This is a genomic window from Actinomycetes bacterium, from assembly GCA_036510875.1.
Classification (GTDB): Bacteria; Actinomycetota; Actinomycetes; order Prado026; family Prado026; genus DATCDE01.
In genome coordinates, this window is the sequence record DATCDE010000096.1 from 1 (window position 1) to 18713 (window position 18713).

General features: G+C 71.7%; 15 protein-coding genes, 1 tRNA gene, 1 other RNA gene and 3 pseudogenes. 6 read left to right on the forward strand and 14 right to left on the reverse strand.

Annotated elements, in window-relative coordinates; all coding sequences use genetic code 11:
- The first annotated feature begins 137 nt into the window (after window positions 1-137).
- The 3 genes from VIM19_05470 (at window position 138) to VIM19_05480 (ending at window position 1584) form a co-directional block, all read left to right on the forward strand.
- Window positions 138-701: an RDD family protein gene (locus tag VIM19_05470; GenBank protein HEY5184352.1), complete on the forward strand. Its 564-nt coding sequence runs from the start codon at window positions 138-140 to the stop codon at window positions 699-701.
- Between the two features lie 106 nt (window positions 702-807).
- Window positions 808-1248, forward strand: a complete 441-nt coding sequence (locus tag VIM19_05475; protein HEY5184353.1) for a DUF6325 family protein — start codon at window positions 808-810, stop codon at window positions 1246-1248.
- A 36-nt stretch (window positions 1249-1284) separates the two neighbouring features.
- Entirely contained in the window at window positions 1285-1584 is a 300-nt protein-coding gene (locus VIM19_05480) for an SHOCT domain-containing protein (GenBank protein ID HEY5184354.1), read from the forward strand.
- 60 nt (window positions 1585-1644) lie between these two features.
- On the opposite strand, the pseudogene ppk2 reads toward VIM19_05480, so the two are convergent.
- The 3 genes and pseudogenes from ppk2 to VIM19_05495 form a co-directional block, all read right to left on the reverse strand.
- A pseudogene (gene ppk2 / locus VIM19_05485) lies at window positions 1645-2497 on the reverse strand (polyphosphate kinase 2).
- A gap of 5 nt (window positions 2498-2502) precedes the next feature.
- Window positions 2503-5083 (reverse strand): annotated as a pseudogene (locus VIM19_05490) (cation-translocating P-type ATPase).
- Entirely contained in the window at window positions 5080-5328 is a 249-nt protein-coding gene (locus VIM19_05495) for a hypothetical protein (protein ID HEY5184355.1), read from the reverse strand. Before VIM19_05495 ends, VIM19_05490 begins: the two are co-directional and overlap by 4 nt.
- A 155-nt stretch (window positions 5329-5483) precedes the next feature.
- On the opposite strand from VIM19_05495, the gene VIM19_05500 reads away from it, so the two are divergent.
- Window positions 5484-8180: a LuxR C-terminal-related transcriptional regulator gene (locus VIM19_05500; protein ID HEY5184356.1), complete on the forward strand. Its 2697-nt coding sequence runs from the start codon at window positions 5484-5486 to the stop codon at window positions 8178-8180.
- Between the two features lie 727 nt (window positions 8181-8907).
- Here the strand turns inward: VIM19_05500 and VIM19_05505 are convergent.
- From VIM19_05505 to ffs, 10 genes are all read right to left on the reverse strand, one after another.
- Window positions 8908-9261 carry a Rieske (2Fe-2S) protein gene (locus VIM19_05505; protein ID HEY5184357.1) on the reverse strand — a complete coding sequence of 118 codons (354 nt, stop codon included), beginning with the start codon at window positions 9259-9261 and terminating at the stop codon, window positions 8908-8910.
- Between the two features lie 35 nt (window positions 9262-9296).
- Window positions 9297-10547 carry a sigma-70 family RNA polymerase sigma factor gene (locus VIM19_05510; protein ID HEY5184358.1) on the reverse strand — a complete coding sequence of 417 codons (1251 nt, stop codon included), beginning with the start codon at window positions 10545-10547 and terminating at the stop codon, window positions 9297-9299.
- 10 nt (window positions 10548-10557) lie between these two features.
- A complete protein-coding gene (locus VIM19_05515) occupies window positions 10558-10908 on the reverse strand; it encodes a YciI family protein (protein ID HEY5184359.1) in 351 nt (116 codons plus the stop codon).
- A gap of 113 nt (window positions 10909-11021) precedes the next feature.
- A complete protein-coding gene (locus VIM19_05520) occupies window positions 11022-12074 on the reverse strand; it encodes an aspartate-semialdehyde dehydrogenase (GenBank protein HEY5184360.1) in 1053 nt (350 codons plus the stop codon).
- Window positions 12071-13348: an aspartate kinase gene (locus VIM19_05525; GenBank protein HEY5184361.1), complete on the reverse strand. Its 1278-nt coding sequence runs from the start codon at window positions 13346-13348 to the stop codon at window positions 12071-12073. Before VIM19_05525 ends, VIM19_05520 begins: the two co-directional genes overlap by 4 nt.
- Before the next feature lie 102 nt (window positions 13349-13450).
- Entirely contained in the window at window positions 13451-14023 is a 573-nt protein-coding gene (locus VIM19_05530; GenBank protein ID HEY5184362.1) for a DUF5063 domain-containing protein, read from the reverse strand.
- The gene (gene recR / locus VIM19_05535; protein HEY5184363.1) at window positions 14016-14615 is read right to left on the reverse strand and encodes a recombination mediator RecR; all 600 of its coding nucleotides are present in this window, start codon (window positions 14613-14615) and stop codon (window positions 14016-14018) included. Before recR ends, VIM19_05530 begins: the two co-directional genes overlap by 8 nt.
- Window positions 14616-14619: 4 nt before the next feature.
- The gene (locus VIM19_05540) at window positions 14620-14958 is read right to left on the reverse strand and encodes a YbaB/EbfC family nucleoid-associated protein (GenBank protein HEY5184364.1); all 339 of its coding nucleotides are present in this window, start codon (window positions 14956-14958) and stop codon (window positions 14620-14622) included.
- A 54-nt stretch (window positions 14959-15012) separates the two neighbouring features.
- Window positions 15013-16821, reverse strand: a complete 1809-nt coding sequence (locus tag VIM19_05545; protein ID HEY5184365.1) for a DNA polymerase III subunit gamma and tau — start codon at window positions 16819-16821, stop codon at window positions 15013-15015.
- A gap of 39 nt (window positions 16822-16860) precedes the next feature.
- Window positions 16861-16956: signal recognition particle sRNA small type (gene ffs, locus VIM19_05550), an RNA gene on the reverse strand.
- Window positions 16957-17014: 58 nt separating this feature from the next.
- On the opposite strand from ffs, the gene VIM19_05555 reads away from it, so the two are divergent.
- Window positions 17015-17099, forward strand: a tRNA-Ser gene (locus VIM19_05555).
- Window positions 17100-17121: 22 nt separating this feature from the next.
- On the opposite strand, the pseudogene VIM19_05560 reads toward VIM19_05555, so the two are convergent.
- A pseudogene (locus tag VIM19_05560) lies at window positions 17122-18527 on the reverse strand (helicase HerA-like domain-containing protein).
- A gap of 35 nt (window positions 18528-18562) precedes the next feature.
- Here VIM19_05560 and VIM19_05565 point away from each other — a divergent pair.
- Window positions 18563-18713, forward strand: a 151-nt coding sequence (locus VIM19_05565) for a type II toxin-antitoxin system VapB family antitoxin (protein ID HEY5184366.1), incomplete at its 3' end; no start/stop codon positions are given.

Genomic DNA, 18713 nt, shown 5'->3' on the forward strand with positions numbered 1-18713 from the left:
GGCATCGAGGCCGACCGGGCGGTCAACCGGGTGGTCGACCGGATGCTGTGGCGACGCCGGGCGCGGCACACCGCGGCCGTCGACCTGGACGGTGCCGGGAAGTCCGACAGCGACCACGACAGTGCGGACGACGGCGGATGAGCGCCGAGGAGCCGCAGGGTCCGTCGGTCGACCCTCGCCACCTGCGCGACGTGCCGAAGGACGCGCGCGAGTTCCAGGGCGAGCGGGCCGGGATCGTGAGCCGGGTGCTCGCCAACATCGTCGACTTCCTCGTCGTCATGGGGATCGTCGTCGGGCTCTGGGTGGGCTGGAACGCGCTGCTGTTCCTGGTCGATCCGAGGCGCACCGACTGGCCACAGCCCGGTTTGCTTCTGCTCGTCCTGGTCGGCGGGTGGGTGCAGTTCCTCTACTTCACGGCGTCCTGGGCGACGACCGGGCGGACGGCGGGCAACCACATCCTGGGCCTACGGGTGGTGAGCTTCCGCGGTCTGCGGATGCGGTGGGCGGGGGCGGCCATCCGGGCCGTCTTCTGCGTGCTGTTCCCGGTCGGACTGGTCTGGACGGCCTTCAGCCGGCAGAACCGCTCGGTGCAGGACACCGTGCTGCGCACCTCAGTCATCTACGACTGGGTCACCCAGGGGGCTGTCGCTTCGCCGGCCCTGTGGGACCGGGGGACCCCGAAGGACACCCCGAAGAGCTGATCCGGGACGGTTCACCCTGGTTGGGTGATCCGGGAGGCCTCTGCGCGGACGACCGTGGTCTCGCACCATCAGACGACCCTGCTGCCCGCACACACGGAGGCCACACATGGCTGAGGACATCGACGTAGCTCCGATCGACTACCTGGTGGTGGAGTTCCCGGGTAACAAGATGACCGGGGAGGCCTTCCCGATCCTGGTCGATCTGGCCGACCGCGGGATCGTCCGGATCCTGGACCTGCTGTTCATCAAGCGGGAGCTGGACGGCACGGTCAGGGGTCTCGCCCTCACCGACCTCGACAGCGACGGCACGCTCGACCTCGCGGTGTTCGAAGGGGCCTCGTCCGGTCTGCTGGGCGACGACGACGTCACCGAGGCCGCCTCAGCGATCCTGCCCGGCAACTCCGCGGCCGTGCTCGTGTTCGAGAACACCTGGGCGGGCCCGTTCGTGTCCGCCCTGCGCCGCAGCGGCGCCGAGCTCGTGGCCAGCGGTCGGATCCCGGTGGCGGACGTGCTCGCCGCCCTGGACGACGCCGAGTCGAAGAGCTAGACCACTCAACGATCGACAACGAGAAGGGTAGTGACGATGCCGGGCCTCATTCGTGGAGTCGCTCGTACCGCCGCAATCGCCGGGACGGCCACCGCCGTCTCGAACCGGGTGTCCCGCCGGCAGGCCGGCCGCTGGGCGGCCGAGGAGCAGCAGCCCGCGCCGCAGGGCGAGCAGCAGCCCGAACCTCAGTACGCGGCACCGGCGCCAGCAGCTCCCGCGGAGTCGGACATGGACGCCAAGCTCGCGCAGCTCAAGCAGCTGGGCGAGCTGAAGGACGCCGGCGTCCTCACCGAGGCGGAGTTCTCGGAGCAGAAGAGCCGGATCCTCGCGGGCTGACGCTGGTAGGACGATCAAGGGGGCCGTGATCAGTGCCACGGCCCCTTGACGGCTCTTCGATCAATACGGCGTCGGGATGCTCCGGTAGCGGTAGTCCGGCGCGACATGACCGCCGGCGGGCTGCCGCTTCGGCGGTTTCACGTCAACCGGCGCCGCGGGCGAGTGGGGCACCTGGCTCAGCAGGTGGCTGATGATGTTGAGCCGGCCGCGCTTCTTGTCGTCGGTGTGGGCGACGTACCACGGAGCCCAGGCCGTGTCGGTCGCGCGGAGCATGTCGTCCCGGGCCCGCGAGTAGTCGTACCAGCGGCTGTAGGACTTCAGGTCCATTTCCGACAGCTTCCAGGTCTTCCGCGGGTCGTGGATCCGGCTCTGCAGCCGACGGGTCTGCTCGTCGGCGCTGACCTCCAGCCAGTACTTCAGCAGGATGATCCCCGAGTCGACCATGGCGCGTTCGACGGCGGGCGCCATCAGCAGGAAGCGCTCGGTCTCCTCGGGGGTGCAAAAGCCCATGACCGGCTCGACGCCGGCCCGGTTGTACCAGCTGCGGTCGAAGATGACGACCTCGCCAGCCGCCGGGAAGTGCGGGATGTAGCGCTGGATGTAACATCTGGCTCTTCTCGCGCTCCGTCGGCTCCGGCAGGGCTACTACCCGGAACACGCGGGGGCTCACCCGCTCGGTGATCCGCTTGATGGTCCCGCCCTTGCCGGCCGTGTCGCGGCCCTCGAAGGCGACGCAGACCTTGGCGCCCGTGGCCTTGACCCACTCCTGCATGGCCACCAGCTCGCCGTGCAGCGTGCGGAGCTCGGCCAGGTACTCCTTGTTCTTCATCCTGGACGGAGAACCAGCCGCAGCCTTCTGCGGTGCTGCGTCGTCGTGCTTCTTGGCCTTCTTCTTCTTCCTCTTCTTGGCCATGTCGGTTACCTCCGCTCGGTGAGGGCGGGTGCCGGGCTGACGGCGTGCTGCGCGTCGATCGTCGCGGCCGGCGGCAGTCGGCGGCGGCGAATCCACTTGCTGACCTCGATGACCAGGGGGAGCAGCAGGGCGAGACCGGAGCTGGCGAGCCACTGCATCCCGCTGAGCGAGACCGTCATCAGCCCGGCCTGCAGCCCGGGCAGCTGGGTCGCCAGCACGAGCAGGGCGATGGGGACCAGCGCGATCGCGAGGGCCTTGAGGATCGGTGCGCTGAGCCCGCTGGTGGGGTCCCGGCGGTTGGCCACCGCGTTGAACACGGTGCCCAGACCCATCACCACGAACGTCATGGTCATGGACACGATCGCCCGGTCGACGCTTGGCTCGTCCGGCCCGGCCACGAGCGGGGTCAGCGCCGCCAGGAAGAGGACAGCGGCGTACAGGACCCAGAAAACGACCGCCGTGCGGAGAGCAGCTGGGCCATCTGGAACCGGACGTAGGAGACGACCTTGTCGTAGACCCTGCGGCCGATCTCGACGGCGTGCACGAGGGTGCCGAAGTTGTCGTCGGTCAGGATCATCCGGCCGGCCTGCTTGGTCACCTCGCTGCCGCTGCCCATCGCCACCCCGATGTCCGCCTGCTTCCGCGCGGCCGCGTCGTTCACCGCGTCCCCGGTCATCGCCACGATGAGCCCGGTCTGCTGCATCACCCTGGCCAGCCGGAGCTTGTCTTCCGGCGACACCCGCCCGAACACGTGAAGCTCGGGGAGCCGCCGCGTCAGCTCCTCGTCGGACATCGCCCAGCTCGGCCCCGCTCATCGCGCCGGGGCCGAGGCCGAGCGACTCGCCGATGGCCTGCGCCGTCACCGCGTGGTCCCCGCTGATCATGCGCACGTCGATGCCGGCCATGAGCGCCGTCGCGACCGCTGCCTTGGCCTGCGGGCGCAGCGGGTCGATGATGCCGACCATGCCGACGAAGCCGAGGTCCTCGGCTAGGGACATCGGGTCGTCGGTCATGGCCGGGACGTCGGCGTCGGTGAGCACGCGGGCCGCGAAGGCGAGCACCCGCAGGCCCTTCGCGCCCATCTCCTCGTTGGTCGCCTCCGTTGCTCCGCTGGCCCCTGACATCGGGACCTGGGACCCACCCAGCGGTCCGCGGGCCTGGCTGCAGCGGGCGAGCACGACATCGGGGGCACCCTTGACCAGCTCAATCAGGTGCTCGGCGCCCTCCACGGTGACCCGGGGGAACGTGGCCATGAACTTGTAGTCGGAGTCGAACGGGATCGCGGCCAGCCGGGTGGGCGCGTCGGGTCTCCTCGGCGTCCACCCCGAGCCGGGCCGCCAGCACGACCAGGGCCGCCTCGGTCGGGTCGCCCACGACGGCGCCGTCGTCGAAGACAGTGGCGTCGCTGTCCAGACACAAGCCCAGGGCAAGTCTCGTGAAGTCCGGGACGGGAGCACCCGCGACGGATCGGATCGAGCCGCTCTTGCGGTAGCCCTCACCGTCCACGGTGAACCAGGAGCTGTTCGCGTAGATGGTCGAGATCACCATCTGGTTCAGGGTCAGCGTGCCGGTCTTGTCGGTGTTGATCGCGCTGGTGGCCCCGAGCGTCTCGGCGTCGGTCAGGTTCTTCACCACGGCCTCGCCTCGGCCAGCTGCTTGGCGCCGTAGGAGAGCAGGCCGGACACGAAGGCTGGCAGGCCGGTGGGGATGGCCGAGATCGCCATGGCGGTGCCCAGCAGGAGGAGCTGGTCGGCCGGCATGCCGCGCGCCAGCCCGACGACGACGATGAACGCGACGGCGGTCCAGGCGATGACGCCCAGGACCTTGGTGAGGGAGTCCAGCTCCTTCTGCAGGGGCGACCGGGTCCGCGAGACCGAGGTCAGAATCGTGGCGATCTGGCCCATCTGGGTCTGCATGGCAGTCGCCGTGACGACCGCGGTCGCCGTCCCGCGGGTGACCGAGGTGTTCTGGAACAGCAAGTTGGAGCGGTCACCGAGCGCGACCTCGGGCCCAGCCAGGGCGTGGGCGTCCTTGCTGACCGGGGCGCTCTCGCCGGTCAGGGCCGCCTCCTGGGCCTCGAGCGTGGCCGAGCGGACGATCCGGGCGTCCGCCGGCATGATGTCGCCGGCCTCAACCTGCAGCAGGTCGCCGGGGACGACCTCGACGGCCGGGACGAGGGCCAGCGAGCCGTCGCGGACCACCTTGGCCTTCGGTACCTGCAGCTTCGACAGCGCGTCGACGCTCGCGCGCCTTGAGCTCCTGGCGGGCGCCGAGCACCACGTTGACGACGATGAGCAACGCGACGATGACCCCGGTGGAGACCTCGCCGATGAGGAAGCTCACGGCCGTGACCGCGACGAGCATGTGGTTCGTCGGGTCGCGCAGCTGCTACAGCGCGACCGCGACCATCGACGGCGGCTTCTCGCCGGTGATCTCGTTGGGTCCATACGAAGCCAGCCGGGAGCGTGCCTCCTCGGCGGACAGGCCGCGCTCCTGATCGGACCCGAGGCCGGCCAGCACCTGCTCGGCCTCAGCCAAGTAGGGGGCAGCGGCGGCTGTGTCGGTCCTGCTGCTCACCGCGCTCATGTCTCCTCCTGCTCGTTCGCCTGCTCTTCGGACTCCGGCCGCTTCGGTGAGGGCAGCTGCCGCATCTCCACCAGCTCGAGCCCGAGATTCTGGATCTCGGCCAGGACCGTCGTCACGGTGTCCGAGCCGTCGACCGGCCCGACCAGCACGGTCTCGACCGGCTCGGTGCTCGACACGAAGCCCGGGAACGCGGCGAGGGTGGCCGGATCGAGGCGTCCCACGATCCTGAACTCGTACCAGGGCACAGCCGTCACCTCCCGGACCCCCGGACCCCCGGTGTTCGCCCACCGGACCATTCGCTCCCTCGACATGCTCGTGCCGTTGGTGCCTGCTTAGATCACCCTGCGGGAATGAGACTCCCCGTAGGCTCAGACCTGGCTGACCGGGGAGGAGGGCGAGCGTGCGGAAGGCGACGGGCGTCATCGACGTCGGCCTCGCCGTCCGGCTGAGCCCTCCCCGAGTTCCCAGTGACGTGGTGTCCAGGCGGCGGCTGTTCGACCGGCTGACCAGGGTCACGTCGCAGGACCGGGCGACGCTGGTCGCCGGGGGCGCCGGGTTCGGCAAGTCGGTGCTGCTGTCCTCCTGGCTGAGCCAACAGGGGGCCTTCAACCGCATCGCCTGGCTGACCCTCGACCGAGTCGACGCGGATGTCCCGCGGCTCAACGGGGATCTGCTCGCGGCGCTCCAGGGACCGTTCCGCGCCGACCGTCCGGAGGCAGCGGCCAGCCTGCTCAGGCTGCTCCCGCCGCCGCTGCTGCTCGACTCACAGCGCTTCGTCGATGCGCTCCTCGCGGCCCTGGCCCGCATCGACGAGCCGCTCCTGCTGGTCCTTGACGACGTCCAGGAAGTCGTCGGCTCGACCGAGGCGATGACGGTCCTCGACCGGCTGCTGCGCTGGGGGCCGCCGACGCTGCACGTGCTGATGGCCTCCCGAGCCGACCCGCCGTTGGCCCTCCAGCGGCTCCGGCTGGCCGGGGAGGTCGCCGTCCTCCGGCACCGGGACCTGGCCTTCACCTCGGAGGAGTCGGCGCTGCTGTTCGAGCAGTCGGGGGTCACGCTCCAGCCGCAGGAGGCGGCCGCGCTGCACGAGGCCACCGAAGGCTGGCCGGCCGGCGTCCGGATGGCGGCGCTCTCCATCAAGGGAGCCGTCGACGTGTCGACGTTCGTCCGTACCTTCGCCGCCCGGGACCGTGCGCTGTCGGACTACCTGACGGGGGAGGTGCTCGAGGCGTTGCCGCAGCGGCTCCGGGAGTTCGTCCTCTCCGCGACGGTGGACGACGATGTCTGCGGGCAGCTGGTCGACACGGTCACCGGCGGCAGCGACGGGGAGGCCGTCCTCGCCGAGTGCGAGCGGCAGAACCTGTTCATCACGCTCTCCGGGGACGACGACGACCACCGGTGGTACCGCTGGCACCCGGTGTTCGCCGCCCACATGCGCAGGCGACGCCAGTACGAGGACCCCACCGGAGCGCTCAAGGCGGAGCTGCTGGCGGCGCGGTGGTGGCTGGACCACGACCCGGTACGGGCCATCCGGCACGCGCTGGCCGGCCAGGACGTCGACTGGGCGGAGTCGATCATGGCGGACAGGTGGCTCGACCTCGCCCTGGAGGGCCACGGCCAGACCGTGCTCGAGCTGATCGCCCTGCTGCCGGCCGACTCGGACCGCGCGGCGGAGTACCACCTCGCGCGGTCCCTGGCACACCTTCGGCCGGAGGACCAGGAGGCCCCGCTGCTCGAGCTGAAGCGCGCAGTGGCCGAGGCCGCGCGGCTCCCCGAGGCCTATCGGTACCGGTTCGAGGTCCGCTTGGCCGTGCTGCGGCTGTTCATCCTCACCGACCGCACGTCGCTGACCGAGGCGGTGCGCGACGGACGAGCGATCATGGCCGAGCTGAAGCGGAGCGCCTGGGTGCCGGATCCGTCCACGGCCGCCCTCGTCGCCCTCGGGCTGGGGATGGGCGAGGCCCGGTTGCAGGAGGACGTGGCGGCCGCCATCCGGCTACTGACGTCGGCCAGGGATACCGCGCGGGCCCGTGGGTTCACCGCGATCGAGCTGCTGGCCCGGGCCGAGCTGTGCGTGCCCATGATCGCCACCGGTGACCTGGTGTCGATCGAGTCGGAGGCCCATGCGGTGCTCGACAAGGCCGCCGAGCTTGGCTGGAGCGACCTCGGCTCGCTGGTCGTCGCCAGCAGCTATCTGGGCTGGCTGGCCTACTGGCGAGGCGACCTGGACGACGCCCGTCGGTACACGGACCAGGTGATCGAGTCCATGCCCCGCGCCGAGTGGGCCATGCGGGTCCTGGCGCACTTCTACCGTGGGCTCAGCTGCGTCGCCCAGGGGGACTTCGAGGCGGCCAGGGTCGACCTCGCCGAGGCGCGGGAGCTGGACACGACCGGGAACCTGCCGCCGTTCGGTGAGAGCATGGTCAACTGCCTGGAGGCTGAGTGCCTCCTCGCCGAGGGTTCCCTCGAAGCTGCGCTGGCCGTCGCGATGGCCCCCACGTCGGGTCCGACGTACCGGATGATGCTCTACTCCCGTGCCGCTCTGCTGATCCGTACCGGCGCGCTGGAACGGGCGCTCGACGAGCTGGGTGAGCTTGCGGCTGACCGGCGCTTTCCCCACATAGCGGTCGGGTGGCTTGTCCTGCGCTGTCTGGCTCTGGCCGATCTGGGTCAGCAGGGGCAGGCGCACGAGGCGCTGGAGTCGGCGCTGGTCGCGGCCGCCCCAGCGGGGCTGCTGCGTCCGTTCCTAGCCCAGCCGGACCGGCTGCGACCGATCCTGTCCGCGCACGTGGACCGGGGGACGACGCAGCCGGAGCTGTTGGCGCACCTCATCGAGCTGATGGCCCAGCCGGTCGTTCAGCGGGCCCACGGTTGGGACGAGCAGCTCACCCCCAGGGAGCTCAGCATCCTGCGCTACCTACGCACCCCCATGTCCAACGCGGAGATCGCGGCCGGGCAGTACGTCTCGGTCAACACGGTGAAGACGCACACCGCGAAGATCTACCGCAAGCTCGGGGTGGCCAACCGGCGTGAAGCGGTCCGCAAGGCCGTCGAGATCGGTCTGTTCGAGGCGCCGGCCGGCGATACGACGAGCTGACCTCGGGCCCGTCAGGCGGTCCGCTTCGGCGAGGACGGAACCAAGGTGGTCAGTGCCGAACCAGGGGCAGCACCTGGCGGGACGGTTGACCGGCTCGCGCCGGTCGGGCGAAGATCCGGACCATGCTCGAGACACCGCAGCAGTTCTACGCGCGCCCTGGCGGCGGCCGACCCCGAGGGCCGGCTGTCGGCGCCCGACCGGGCGATGTGGGAGAACTTCCCGTTCGGGCCGGACGGCCTCCGGGTCAGGCCGCTCGATCCACCGGTGCTGCCGGAGCCGTCCCGCAACGGCGAGGAGCCTGCCGCCTGCTGGCGCTGCGCGAACCCTGACGAAGGTGTGATCTGGAGCGACAAGCGGTGGCTGCTGGCCATTCTCGGCGCCCCGATCGGCCTACCGTTCGGGGCGATCCTCAGCCCTCGCGCGCACCTCGACGAGGTGCACGCGGCCGAGATGGGGCTGCTCGTCGTCCGCGTCGAGCGGGCCGTACGGGCGCTCGGCCACATCAGGGGGGTCCACGTGAACAAGTGGGGCGACCGAGGGGCGCACCTGCACCTGTTCGTGCTGGGCCGGCCGGCCGGCCGGCCGGGCTACAGTAGCTGCGCGGTTCGAGCCTGGCGCTGTGGGTCGACATCCAGCCGCGCCAGCCGCGGGAGACTGCCGAGGCCGACTACCGAGCATTGGCCGCCGAGCTCGCCCGCCACGGTGGGCCGGCCCACGTGTCGGCGGCTTAAGGCTCCAGGTACAGCCCGCCGTCCCGCTCGGTCACCGGCGTCCGCCCGAGTGGGAGCACCCGGGTGAGCATCCGAAAGCCCCAGCCCAGCCCCGGCACCTTCGCGAATACGCCCTGTGGTCCGCGGACCATCCGGCCGGTGTCGACGTCGTACGCCGACTGGTGCCACGGGCAGATGAGGCAGCCGGCTTCGTCCACGCGGCCGCCGGCGAGGTCGGCGCCGAGGTGTCGGCAGCGTCGGGTGACCGCGAAGTAGCGGCCGTCGGCGTTGCCGAGCGCATATCGGCCGGTGCCCACCACGACACCTGGCCCGACCTCGACGCTTTCGGCTACCCGCTCCACAGTGCCCACGGCTCCTCCTCGTCCGACTCGGCTGGTCGACCCCTCTACCCCGTGACCCTAGCCAGCCGGCGACGCAGGTAGGCGCGCTCGGGCTCGGTGGCGGCGGTGGCAGCGGCCCGCCGGTAGTCCGTGGCCGCCTCCTCGTGCCGACCGGCTCGGTCCAGCAGATGGGCCCGGACGGCGGGGACGCGGTGCTCGGGCAGCGGGCTCAGGAGGCCAGCCGCGGACAGCCTGTCGAGCTCGACCAGGGCCGCGGCGGCCCCCTCGACCATCGCCAGCGCCACCAACCGGTTGAGTGTGACCACTGGCCCCGGCGCCAGCGTCTCCAGCAGCCGGTACAGGCCGAGGATCTGCGGCCAGTCGGTGTCCGTCGCGTCGGTCGCCTGCGCGTGCAGCGCGGCAACCGCCGCCTGAACCTGGTAGGGCCCGACCGGCCCGGTGACCAGGGCGGCTTCGACGAGGCCGAGACCCTCGGCGATCTGCCGACCGTCCCAGGACGAGCGGTCCTGCTCCTCCAGCGGGACCAGCTCGCCGACCACCCCCACCCGAGCCGGGCGCCGGGCGTCGTGCAGCAGCATGAGGGCGAGCAGCGCCATCGTCTCCGCGTCGCCCGGGAGGAGGGCGACAAGCAGCCGGCCGAGCCGGATCGCCTCGGTGGACAGGTCCGGGCGGACCACGCTGTCGGTCCCGGTCGCGGCGTAGCCCTCGCTGAACACCAGGTAGACGACCCGTCGGACGGCGGCTGTCCGGTCGGCCAGCTCGTCGTCCGGGGGCAGCCGGAAAGGGATGCCCGCGAGGGCGATCTTGCGCCTGGCCCTGGCCAGCCGCTGGGCCATGGTGGGTAGCGGGACGAGGAACGCACGCGCGATCTCCGGCGTCGTCAGCCCGCCGACCGTGCGCAGCGTCAGCGCGATCTGAGCGTCCTGAGCCAGCGCCGGGTGGCAGCACAGCAGCAACAGCCGCAGCTCGTCGTCGTCGAGGGGTCCGGTGACGTCCTCCGGTCCGGGCACGGCCGGTTCCTGTCCAGGCCGGAGGCCCGACGCGTCGGTTTCCTTGCCCAACCGTCTGGACTCCCGGCGCAGCCGGTCCACCGCCCGGTTGCGGGCGGTCGCCATGAGCCACCCGCCACGGTTGGCTGGCACCCCGTTCACCGGCCAGTGTTCCCAGGCGGCCAGGCAGGCCTCCTGGTAGCAGTCCTCGGCGAGGTCGAGATCGCCGAACCGCCGCATCAGCGCACCGACGATCCGCCCGGACTCGGTCCGGAGCAGGTCCTCGAGCACGATGCGGCGGTCCACGGCGTCCACCTCACATGTCGGCGATCGGCCGGACCTCGACCGCTCCGCCGTAGCGGGCGTCCGGGATGCGAGCAGCCAGGGCCAGGGCGCGGTCCAGCCCCTCGCACTCGACGAGGAAGTACCCGGCCAGGTGCTCCTTGGTCTCGGCGAACGGGCCGTCGGTGACGGTCCGACCGCTGGCCGGAATCCGCACGGTGGTGGCCGTCTCCGGCCCCTGCAGCGGGTCGCCGCCGACGAGCTCTCCGGCGGCACGCAGCTCGTCGGCGAAAGTGAGGTATTCCTTCATCACCTGCTGGGTCTCGTCCTGGCTGAGCGTGGCCCAGTTCTCCGGGTTGGTGTAGATGAGCAGCATGTACTTCATCGGTTCCTCCGCAGTGGTCCGTCGCGGGCGGTGATCCGCCTGCCCATCATGACGACGAATGGCTGCGACCGGAATCGACAGACAGCCCGAGCGATCGGCTGTCGGCTGTCGGCTCAGAGTCGAGCGGCTACCAGCTCGGCGATCTGGACGGCGTTCAGGGCAGCGCCCTTGCGCAGGTTGTCGTTGCTGACGAACAGCACCAGCCCCCGGCCGTCCGGCACGGTGGAGTCCTGGCGGATCCGGCCCACGTACGAGGGGTCGTGCCCGGCCGCCTCCAGCGGGGTGGGCACCTCGGAGAGCTCGACCCCCGGCGCGCCGGTCAGTAGCTCGGTGGCCCGCTCGACCGACAGCGGCCGCTCGAACTCGGCGTTGATCGACAGCGAGTGGCCGGTGAACACCGGGACGCGCACGCAGGTCCCGGAGACCAGCAGGTCCGGGATGCCGAGGATCTTGCGGCTCTCGTTGCGCAGCTTCTGCTCCTCGTCGGTCTCCCCGGAGCCGTCGTCGACCAGGCTCCCGGCGAGCGGGATGACGTCGAAGGCGATTGGCCGCACGTACTTCTTGGGTGCGGGCAGCTCCACCGCTGTCCCGTCGTGGGTGAGCGCCGCGAGGTCCTGGCTGACCGCGGCCCGCACCTGGCCGTCGAGTTCCTCGACGCCGGCAAGCCCGCTGCCGGACACCGCCTGGTAGGTGCTGATGACCAGCCGGCGCAGGCCGGCTGCCTCGTGCAGCGGCCGGAGCACCGGCATGGCGGCCATCGTGGTGCAGTTGGGGTTGGCGACGATGCCCTTGCGGATGTCGGCGAGCGCCTGCGGGTTGACCTCGCTGACGACCAGCGGGACGTCGGGGTCCATCCGCCAGGCCGAGGAGTTGTCGACCACGATGGCGCCGGCCGCGGCGAACCGCGGCGCCAGCGCCTTGGCCGCGGAGCCGCCGGCCGAGAACAGCGCGATGTCCAGGCCGGTGAGGTCGGCTGTCGAGGCGTCCTCGACCACGACCTGGTCGCCGCGCCACGGCAGCACCGAGCCGGCCGAGCGCGCGGAGGAGAAGTAGCGCACCTCGGCCACCGGGAAGTCGCGCTCGTCGAGCAGCCGGCGCATCACCGCGCCGACCTGCCCGGTGGCACCGACGACGCCGACGTTGAGGCGGCGACGGTCGGCGCTCATCGGCCGGTCCCGCCGTACACGACGGCCTCCTGGGTCTCGGCGTCCAGCCCGAACGCGGTGTGCACCGCGGCCACCGCCCGGTCGACGTCGTCGGCCCGAGTGACCACCGAGATCCGGATCTCCGAGGTGGAGATCAGCTCGACGTTCACACCGCTGTCGGCCAGCGCGCGGAAGAAGGCCGCCGACACCCCGGGGTGCGATCGCATGCCGGCGCCGACCAGGGAGATCTTGCCGATCTGGTCGTCGTAGCGCAGTGACTCGAAGCCGATCTCGCCCTGCCGCTTGGTCAGCGCGGCCATCGCCTTCTGGCCCTCGGCCTTGGGCAGGGTGAACGAGATGTCGGTGCGCCCGGTCGCGGCGGCCGACACGTTCTGCACGATCATGTCGATGTTGATCTCGGCGTTGGCCACGGTCTCGAAGATGACCGCCGCCTCGCCCGGCTGGTCCGGGACGCCAACCACGGTGACCTTGGCCTCGCTGCGGTCATGGGCGACCCCGGCGATGATCGGCTGCTCCACGGACGTTCCTTCCACTGGGGGCGGCTCGGCGTCGATCCAGGTGCCCTGGCGGCCACTGAACGACGACCGCACGTGGATCGGCATGCTGTAGCGGCGGGCGTACTCGACGCAGCGCAGGTGCAGCACCTTGGCGCCGCTGGCGGCCAGCTCGAGCATCTCCTCGTAGCTGGCGTAGGGCAGCCGACGGGCCGACGGGACGATCCGCGGGTCGGCGCTGAAGACGCCGTCGACGTCGGTGTAGATCTCGCAGACCTCGGCGTCCAGGGCCGCGGCCAGCGCGACGGCGGTGGTGTCCGAGCCGCCCCGGCCGAGCGTGGTGATGTCCTTGGTGTCCTGCGAGACGCCCTGGAAGCCGGCGACGATCGCGACCGCGCCCTCGGCCAGCGCGTGCTGGATGCGTCCAGGGGTGACGTCGATGATCCGGGCCTTGCCGTGGACGGCGTCGGTGATGACGCCGGCCTGGCTGCCGGTGAACGACCGCGCCTCGACGCCCAGGTCGGAGATCGCCATCGCCAGCAGGGCCATCGAGATGCGCTCGCCGGCCGTGAGCAGCATGTCGAGCTCGCGGCCAGGGGGGAGCGGGGACACCTGCTGGGCGAGGTCGATCAGCTCGTCGGTGGTGTCCCCCATCGCGGACACGACCACGACGACGTCCTTGCCCGTCCTGCGGGTCTCCACAATCCGTCGGGCGACTCGCTTGATGCTCTCGGCGTTGGCGACGGAGGAGCCGCCGTACTTCTGCACGACGAGGGCCACGGCGCGCGCCTCCTCCACGAGGATCCTGGGGCGGAAGGGACAGGATACCGGCAGCCGGCTCGTAGCAGCCGGTTGTCCGGATATCGAGACAGGCGTCTCAGGTCAGTCGCGCAGCAGCGCGTCCGCCTGAGCGGCCGCCGCGGACTCCTCGTCGGCGTCCAGCCGCTGGTGGGAGACGATCGACAGCAGCGCCCGCTGGGCGTTCAGCGCGTGGGCGCCCCAGTTGGCCAGGTACGAGTACTGCCACCACCACAGCGCCTCGTCCAGCCGGCCGGCGGTGTGGTGCCGCAGGCCGTGGGCCACGTCGATGGCGACGTTGGCGATGTCGTCGGAGATCCGGCCGCGCACCGGGCGGTCCGGCACCAGCGGGTCGAACACCGAGGCGTATTCGTCGACGCCCTCGAGCAGCGAGGCGAGCGACTCGCGCAACGGGTCGGCGTCCGGGTCCTCGCCGGTGTCCTCCTCGAACCGGTCGTGGGGGACGACGTCGCGCACGGCGCCCAGCATCGCCCCTGCCATCGACAGCTGGGCCAGCTGCACGAGCAGCTCGGAGACCGCGGTCTCCGGCACCCGGGCCGCCGCCACCTCCTCGACTCCGGTGATGAACGTGGCAATGTGGGCGGCGATGTCGTGGGCGAACTCGTCCAGCCCCGTCGTCCCTGACACCTCAGACATCCAACAGCCGCCTTCCCTCGAAGGCCCGCCCGAGCGTGACCTCGTCCGCGTACTCCAGGTCGCCGCCCACGGGCAGGCCGCTGGCCAGCCGGGTGACGCGCAGTCCCATCGGCTTGACCAGACGGGCCAGGTAGGTGGCCGTGGCCTCGCCCTCCAGGTTCGGGTCGGTGGCCAGGATCAGCTCGGTCACCGTGCCGTCGGCCAGCCGGGTCATCAGCTCGCGCACCCGCAGGTCGTCCGGGCCGACCCCCTCGATCGGGCTGATCGCCCCGCCGAGCACGTGGTAGCGGCCGCGGAACTCGCCGGTCCGCTCGACCGCCACGACGTCCTTGGGTTCCTCGACGACGCACAGCACCGACCGGTCGCGCCGCGGGTCACGGCAGATCCGGCACTCCTCCGCCTCGGCCACGTTGAAACAGGTCCGGCAGAACCGGACCTTGTCCTTCACCTCGAGCAGCACCTGGGCCAGCCGACGGACGTCGACCTGGTCGGCCTGCAGCAGGTGGAACGCGATCCGCTGGGCGCTCTTCGGTCCCACGCCGGGCAGCCGGCCGAGCTCGTCGATGAGGTCCTGGACAACTCCCTCGTACATGCCGTTACCCCGGGAGCCCGAGGTTGCCCAGCGCGTCGCCCGCGGCGTCGAACGGCGCCATCGTGGACTTTTGCAGCTCGTGCGCCTGCCGCTGTGCGTCCCGCACCGCTGCGAGCACGAGGTCGACGAGGGTCTCCACGTCGTCCGGGTCCACGGTCTGCGGGGCTAGGGTCAGGGACACCAGCTCGAGCGACCCGGTGACCGTGGCGCTGACCAGGCCACCGCCGGCCGTGCCGGTGAGCCGCGCGTCGGCGATCGTCTGCTGGGCCTGGGCCAGCTGCTGCTGGATCTGCTGCGCCTGGGCCAGCAGGGCGCTCAGATCAGGTTCGCCACCGGGAAACACGGGTTTCTCCTCGTTCGGTCGGACGGTACCGAGCCTACGGGGTGGACGGCCGGATCAGCCGTTGCCGACCTCGCCGATCACCTGGCCGCCGAGCTCGCGGGCGATCAGCTCCGCCCCGGTGAGCCCCTCGTCAACGTCGTCGGAGTCGGTGAGGTCGACCTCGTCGTCCGCCGGTGCCGCCGCGGCGGGCGGGCCCGCGGGGGCTGGCCCGCCGGCCGGCTCGGCCGCGGGTCCGCTGCTGGCCGGCGGCGGGGTGGACGTCGCGGGACGGGCGCCGGGCTGGTGCACCGGGTCGATCCGCCAGTCGACGCCGAGGACGTCGATGAGCACCTGCCGCAGCACCTCGTCGTGACCGCTCGAGGTGAAGTTCTTGACCGAGCCGGCGTCCGGGAAGCCGAGGGTGAGGGTCTGCCCGTCGACCCCGAGCACCTGCACCTTGTCGAACAGCATCATCCAGGTCACCCGGCGCTTGACCTTGACCCGCTCGAGCACCTCGGGCCACATCCGACGCACCGAGTGGACGTCGAGCCCGCCGGGAGCGGGGGCCTCTTCGGCCGGCGCCGGAGGCGCGGGCTCCGGCTCAGCCACCGGCTCGTGTCCGGCCGCTGTCACGGACTCGGGCGCCGGCTGGCCCCGCTCAACCACCGGCTGGACCGCCGGGCGAACCGGGGCCGCCGGGGCCTCGGCCGGTGGTCCGCTGATCGCGAACCGGCGCTCGAGCCGGTCCAGCCGCGCGCGCAGCCCGCGCTCGGGGTCGCTGTCGGAGCCGGGGAGCAGTACCCGGGCACAGATGAGCTCCAGCTGCAGTCGGGGCGCCGTGGCCCCGCGCATCTCGGTGAGCCCGGAGCTCACCAGGTCGGCCGCCCGGGACAGCTCGGCGGCGCCGAACAGGGCCGACTGGGACTCCATCCGGCTGATCTGGTCCGCCGCGGCGAGCAGCAGCCCCTTGGCCACGGCGTCCGGCACCCGCTGCAGGATCACCAGGTCGCGCAGCCGCTCCAGCAGGTCGGCGGCGAACCGGCGGGGGTCGATGCCGCTCTCGATCACCCGGTCCACGGTCTCGAAGACGGTCGCGCCGTCACCGGCGGCGAACGCGTCGAGCACGTCGTCGAGCAGCGTGGCGTCGGTGTAGCCGAGCAGCGAGGCCGCGTACCCGTGCGTGACGCCCTCCGGGCCCGCCCCGGCGATCAGCTGGTCGAGCACCGACAGCGCGTCGCGAACCGAGCCGGTGGCGGCCCGCACCACCATCGGCAGCACGCCGGGGCCGACGCTCACGCCCTCGGCGTCGCACACGCGCTGCAGGTGCTCCTGCAGGGTCTTCGGCGGCACCAGCCGGAACGGGTAGTGGTGGGTACGTGACCGGATGGTGCCGAGCACCTTCTCCGGCTCCGTGGTGGCGAAGATGAACTTCAGGTGCGGCGGCGGCTCCTCCACGATCTTCAACAGGGCGTCGAACCCCTTGTCGCTGATCGTGTGCGCCTCGTCGATGATGTAGATCTTGTAGCGGGAGGAGGCCGGCGAGTAGAACGCTTTCTCGCGCAGCTCACGGGTGTCGTCGACGCCGCCGTGCGAGGCGGCGTCGATCTCGATCACGTCGAGGCTGCCCGGCCCCCCGCGGGCCAGGTCGCGGCAGGACTGGCACTCGCCGCAGGGCTCGGACCGGGGCCCCTGCTCGCAGTTCAGCGCGCGAGCGAGGATCCGGGCGGACGTCGTCTTACCGCAGCCGCGCGGTCCGCTGAACAGGTACGCGTGGTGCACCCGGTCGTTGGCCAGCGCGTGCTGGAGCGGTCCGGTGACGTGCTCCTGGCCGATGACCTCGGCGAACGAGTCCGGCCGGTAGCGGCGGTACAGCGCGAGTGCCACGCGGCCACCTTAGCCGGGGGCACGGACATCCCCCAGGGGAGGCGGGACCCCCCGCGCACCCGCCAGAGCCTGCTTACCCTTGCTGCCTTCCGGCCCTGGGGGAGTTCACGGGATGACGCCACACGGGGGGTCGGCAGCCACTGTACCCGGACGGATTTCAGCCGGCCGTCGGCACCCTTGTACCCTCAGCGGCGGAGGATTCGCCTAGTGGCCTAGGGCGCACGCTTGGAAAGCGTGTTGGGGGCAACCCCTCGCGAGTTCGAATCTCGCATCCTCCGCTCTGGTCCGGCGGCCCCGGGATCACCGTCGCCGCTTGCGCGCCGTCCCGAAGATGCCACGCACGATCTCGCGCCCGAGCGCGGTGGCCGCGGACACCGCGATCGCCTTCAAGGCCGGGTTGCCCATGGCGTTCTCCAGCATCCCGCCGGTCGGGCCCTCGCGGCGGGACGCCGGCTCGTCGGCGGGGGCCGGGGCCGGCTCGGACGGCGCCGGCGGTGCGGGTGGTGGGGCCAGCCGGGCGGCCAGCCGCTCGTAGGCGGAGTCCCGGTCGACCGGCGTCCCGTACTCGGCCTGCAGCGGCGAGGCGGCCACGGCCGCCTGCATCTGCGCGGGGTCGGTCGGGCCCATGAGCGACTCGGGTGCGCGCATCCGGGTCCAGACCACCGGGGTCGGGGCGCCACGCTCGGAGAGCACGGTGACGACCGCATCGCCGATGCCCAGCTGGGTGAGCAGCTCCGCCAGGTCGTAGTCGCTGTTCGGGAAGGTCGAGACGGTGGCCCGCAGCGCCTTGGCGTCGTCCGGGGTGAACGCCCGCAGCGCGTGCTGCACCCGGTTGCCGAGCTGGGCCAGGACGTCGGTGGGGACGTCCATGGGCGTCTGGGTCACGAAGAAGACCCCCACGCCCTTCGAGCGGATCAGCCGGACGGTCTGGGTGATCGAGGCCAGGAAGTCCTTCGAGGCGTCCGCAAGCAGCAAGTGCGCCTCGTCGAAGAAGAACACCAACTTGGGCTTGTCGTCGTCGCCGACCTCGGGGAGGTCGGAGAACAGGTCGGCCAGCAGCCACATGAGGAAGGTGGAGAACAGCGCGGGCCGGTCCTGGACCGCGGCAGCTCGAGCACGGAGGCCATCCCGCGCCCGTCGGGGGCCGTGCGCAGCAGCTCGGAGGAGCTGAACTCCGGCTCGCCGAAGAACACGTCGGCACCCTGGTCCTAAAAGCCGATCAGCTCGCGCAGGATCACCCCGGCGGTGCTCTTGGCCAGCCCGCCGAGGCCCTCCAGGTCCGCCTGCCCCTCGTCGCTGACCAGGTAGGCGATGACCGCGCGCAGGTCGTTCAGGTCGAGCAGCGGCAGGCCGGCCTTGTCGGCGTAGTGGAAGACCAGGCCGAGCGAGGACTCCTGGGTCTCGTTCAGCCCGAGCACCTTGGACAGCAGCGGCGGGCCGAATGAGGTGACGGTCACCCGGATCGGCACCCCGGTCCCCTGCCCACCCAGGCTGAGGAACTCGACCGGGTAGCCGGTCCCCGTCCACTGCTGGCCGACGTCCTTCGCCCGGGAGCTGATCCGGTCGGACGGCCTCCCCAGCGGGATCCGGACCGGCGCGTCCGGATGGGCGGCGTCGGCCGTGACCAGCGCACCCAGGTCGAGCGCGGGGCCGGTGAAGCCGTACCCGGAGCGGATCTTGTCGACCATCGTCGCGTCGTCGGCCATGGCCGGAGGATAGCCAGCCCCCGTAGGATCGGGCGGTGATCTTCCGGCGGGTGGGCGAGGGGCGGCCCTACCCCGACCACGGACTGCAGGCGCGGGACTGGGCGCGGGTGCCGCCGCGCCAGGTCCGGCTGTCCGAGCTGGTGACCACCAAGCGGGCCCTGGACCTCGACACGCTGCTGGCCGAGG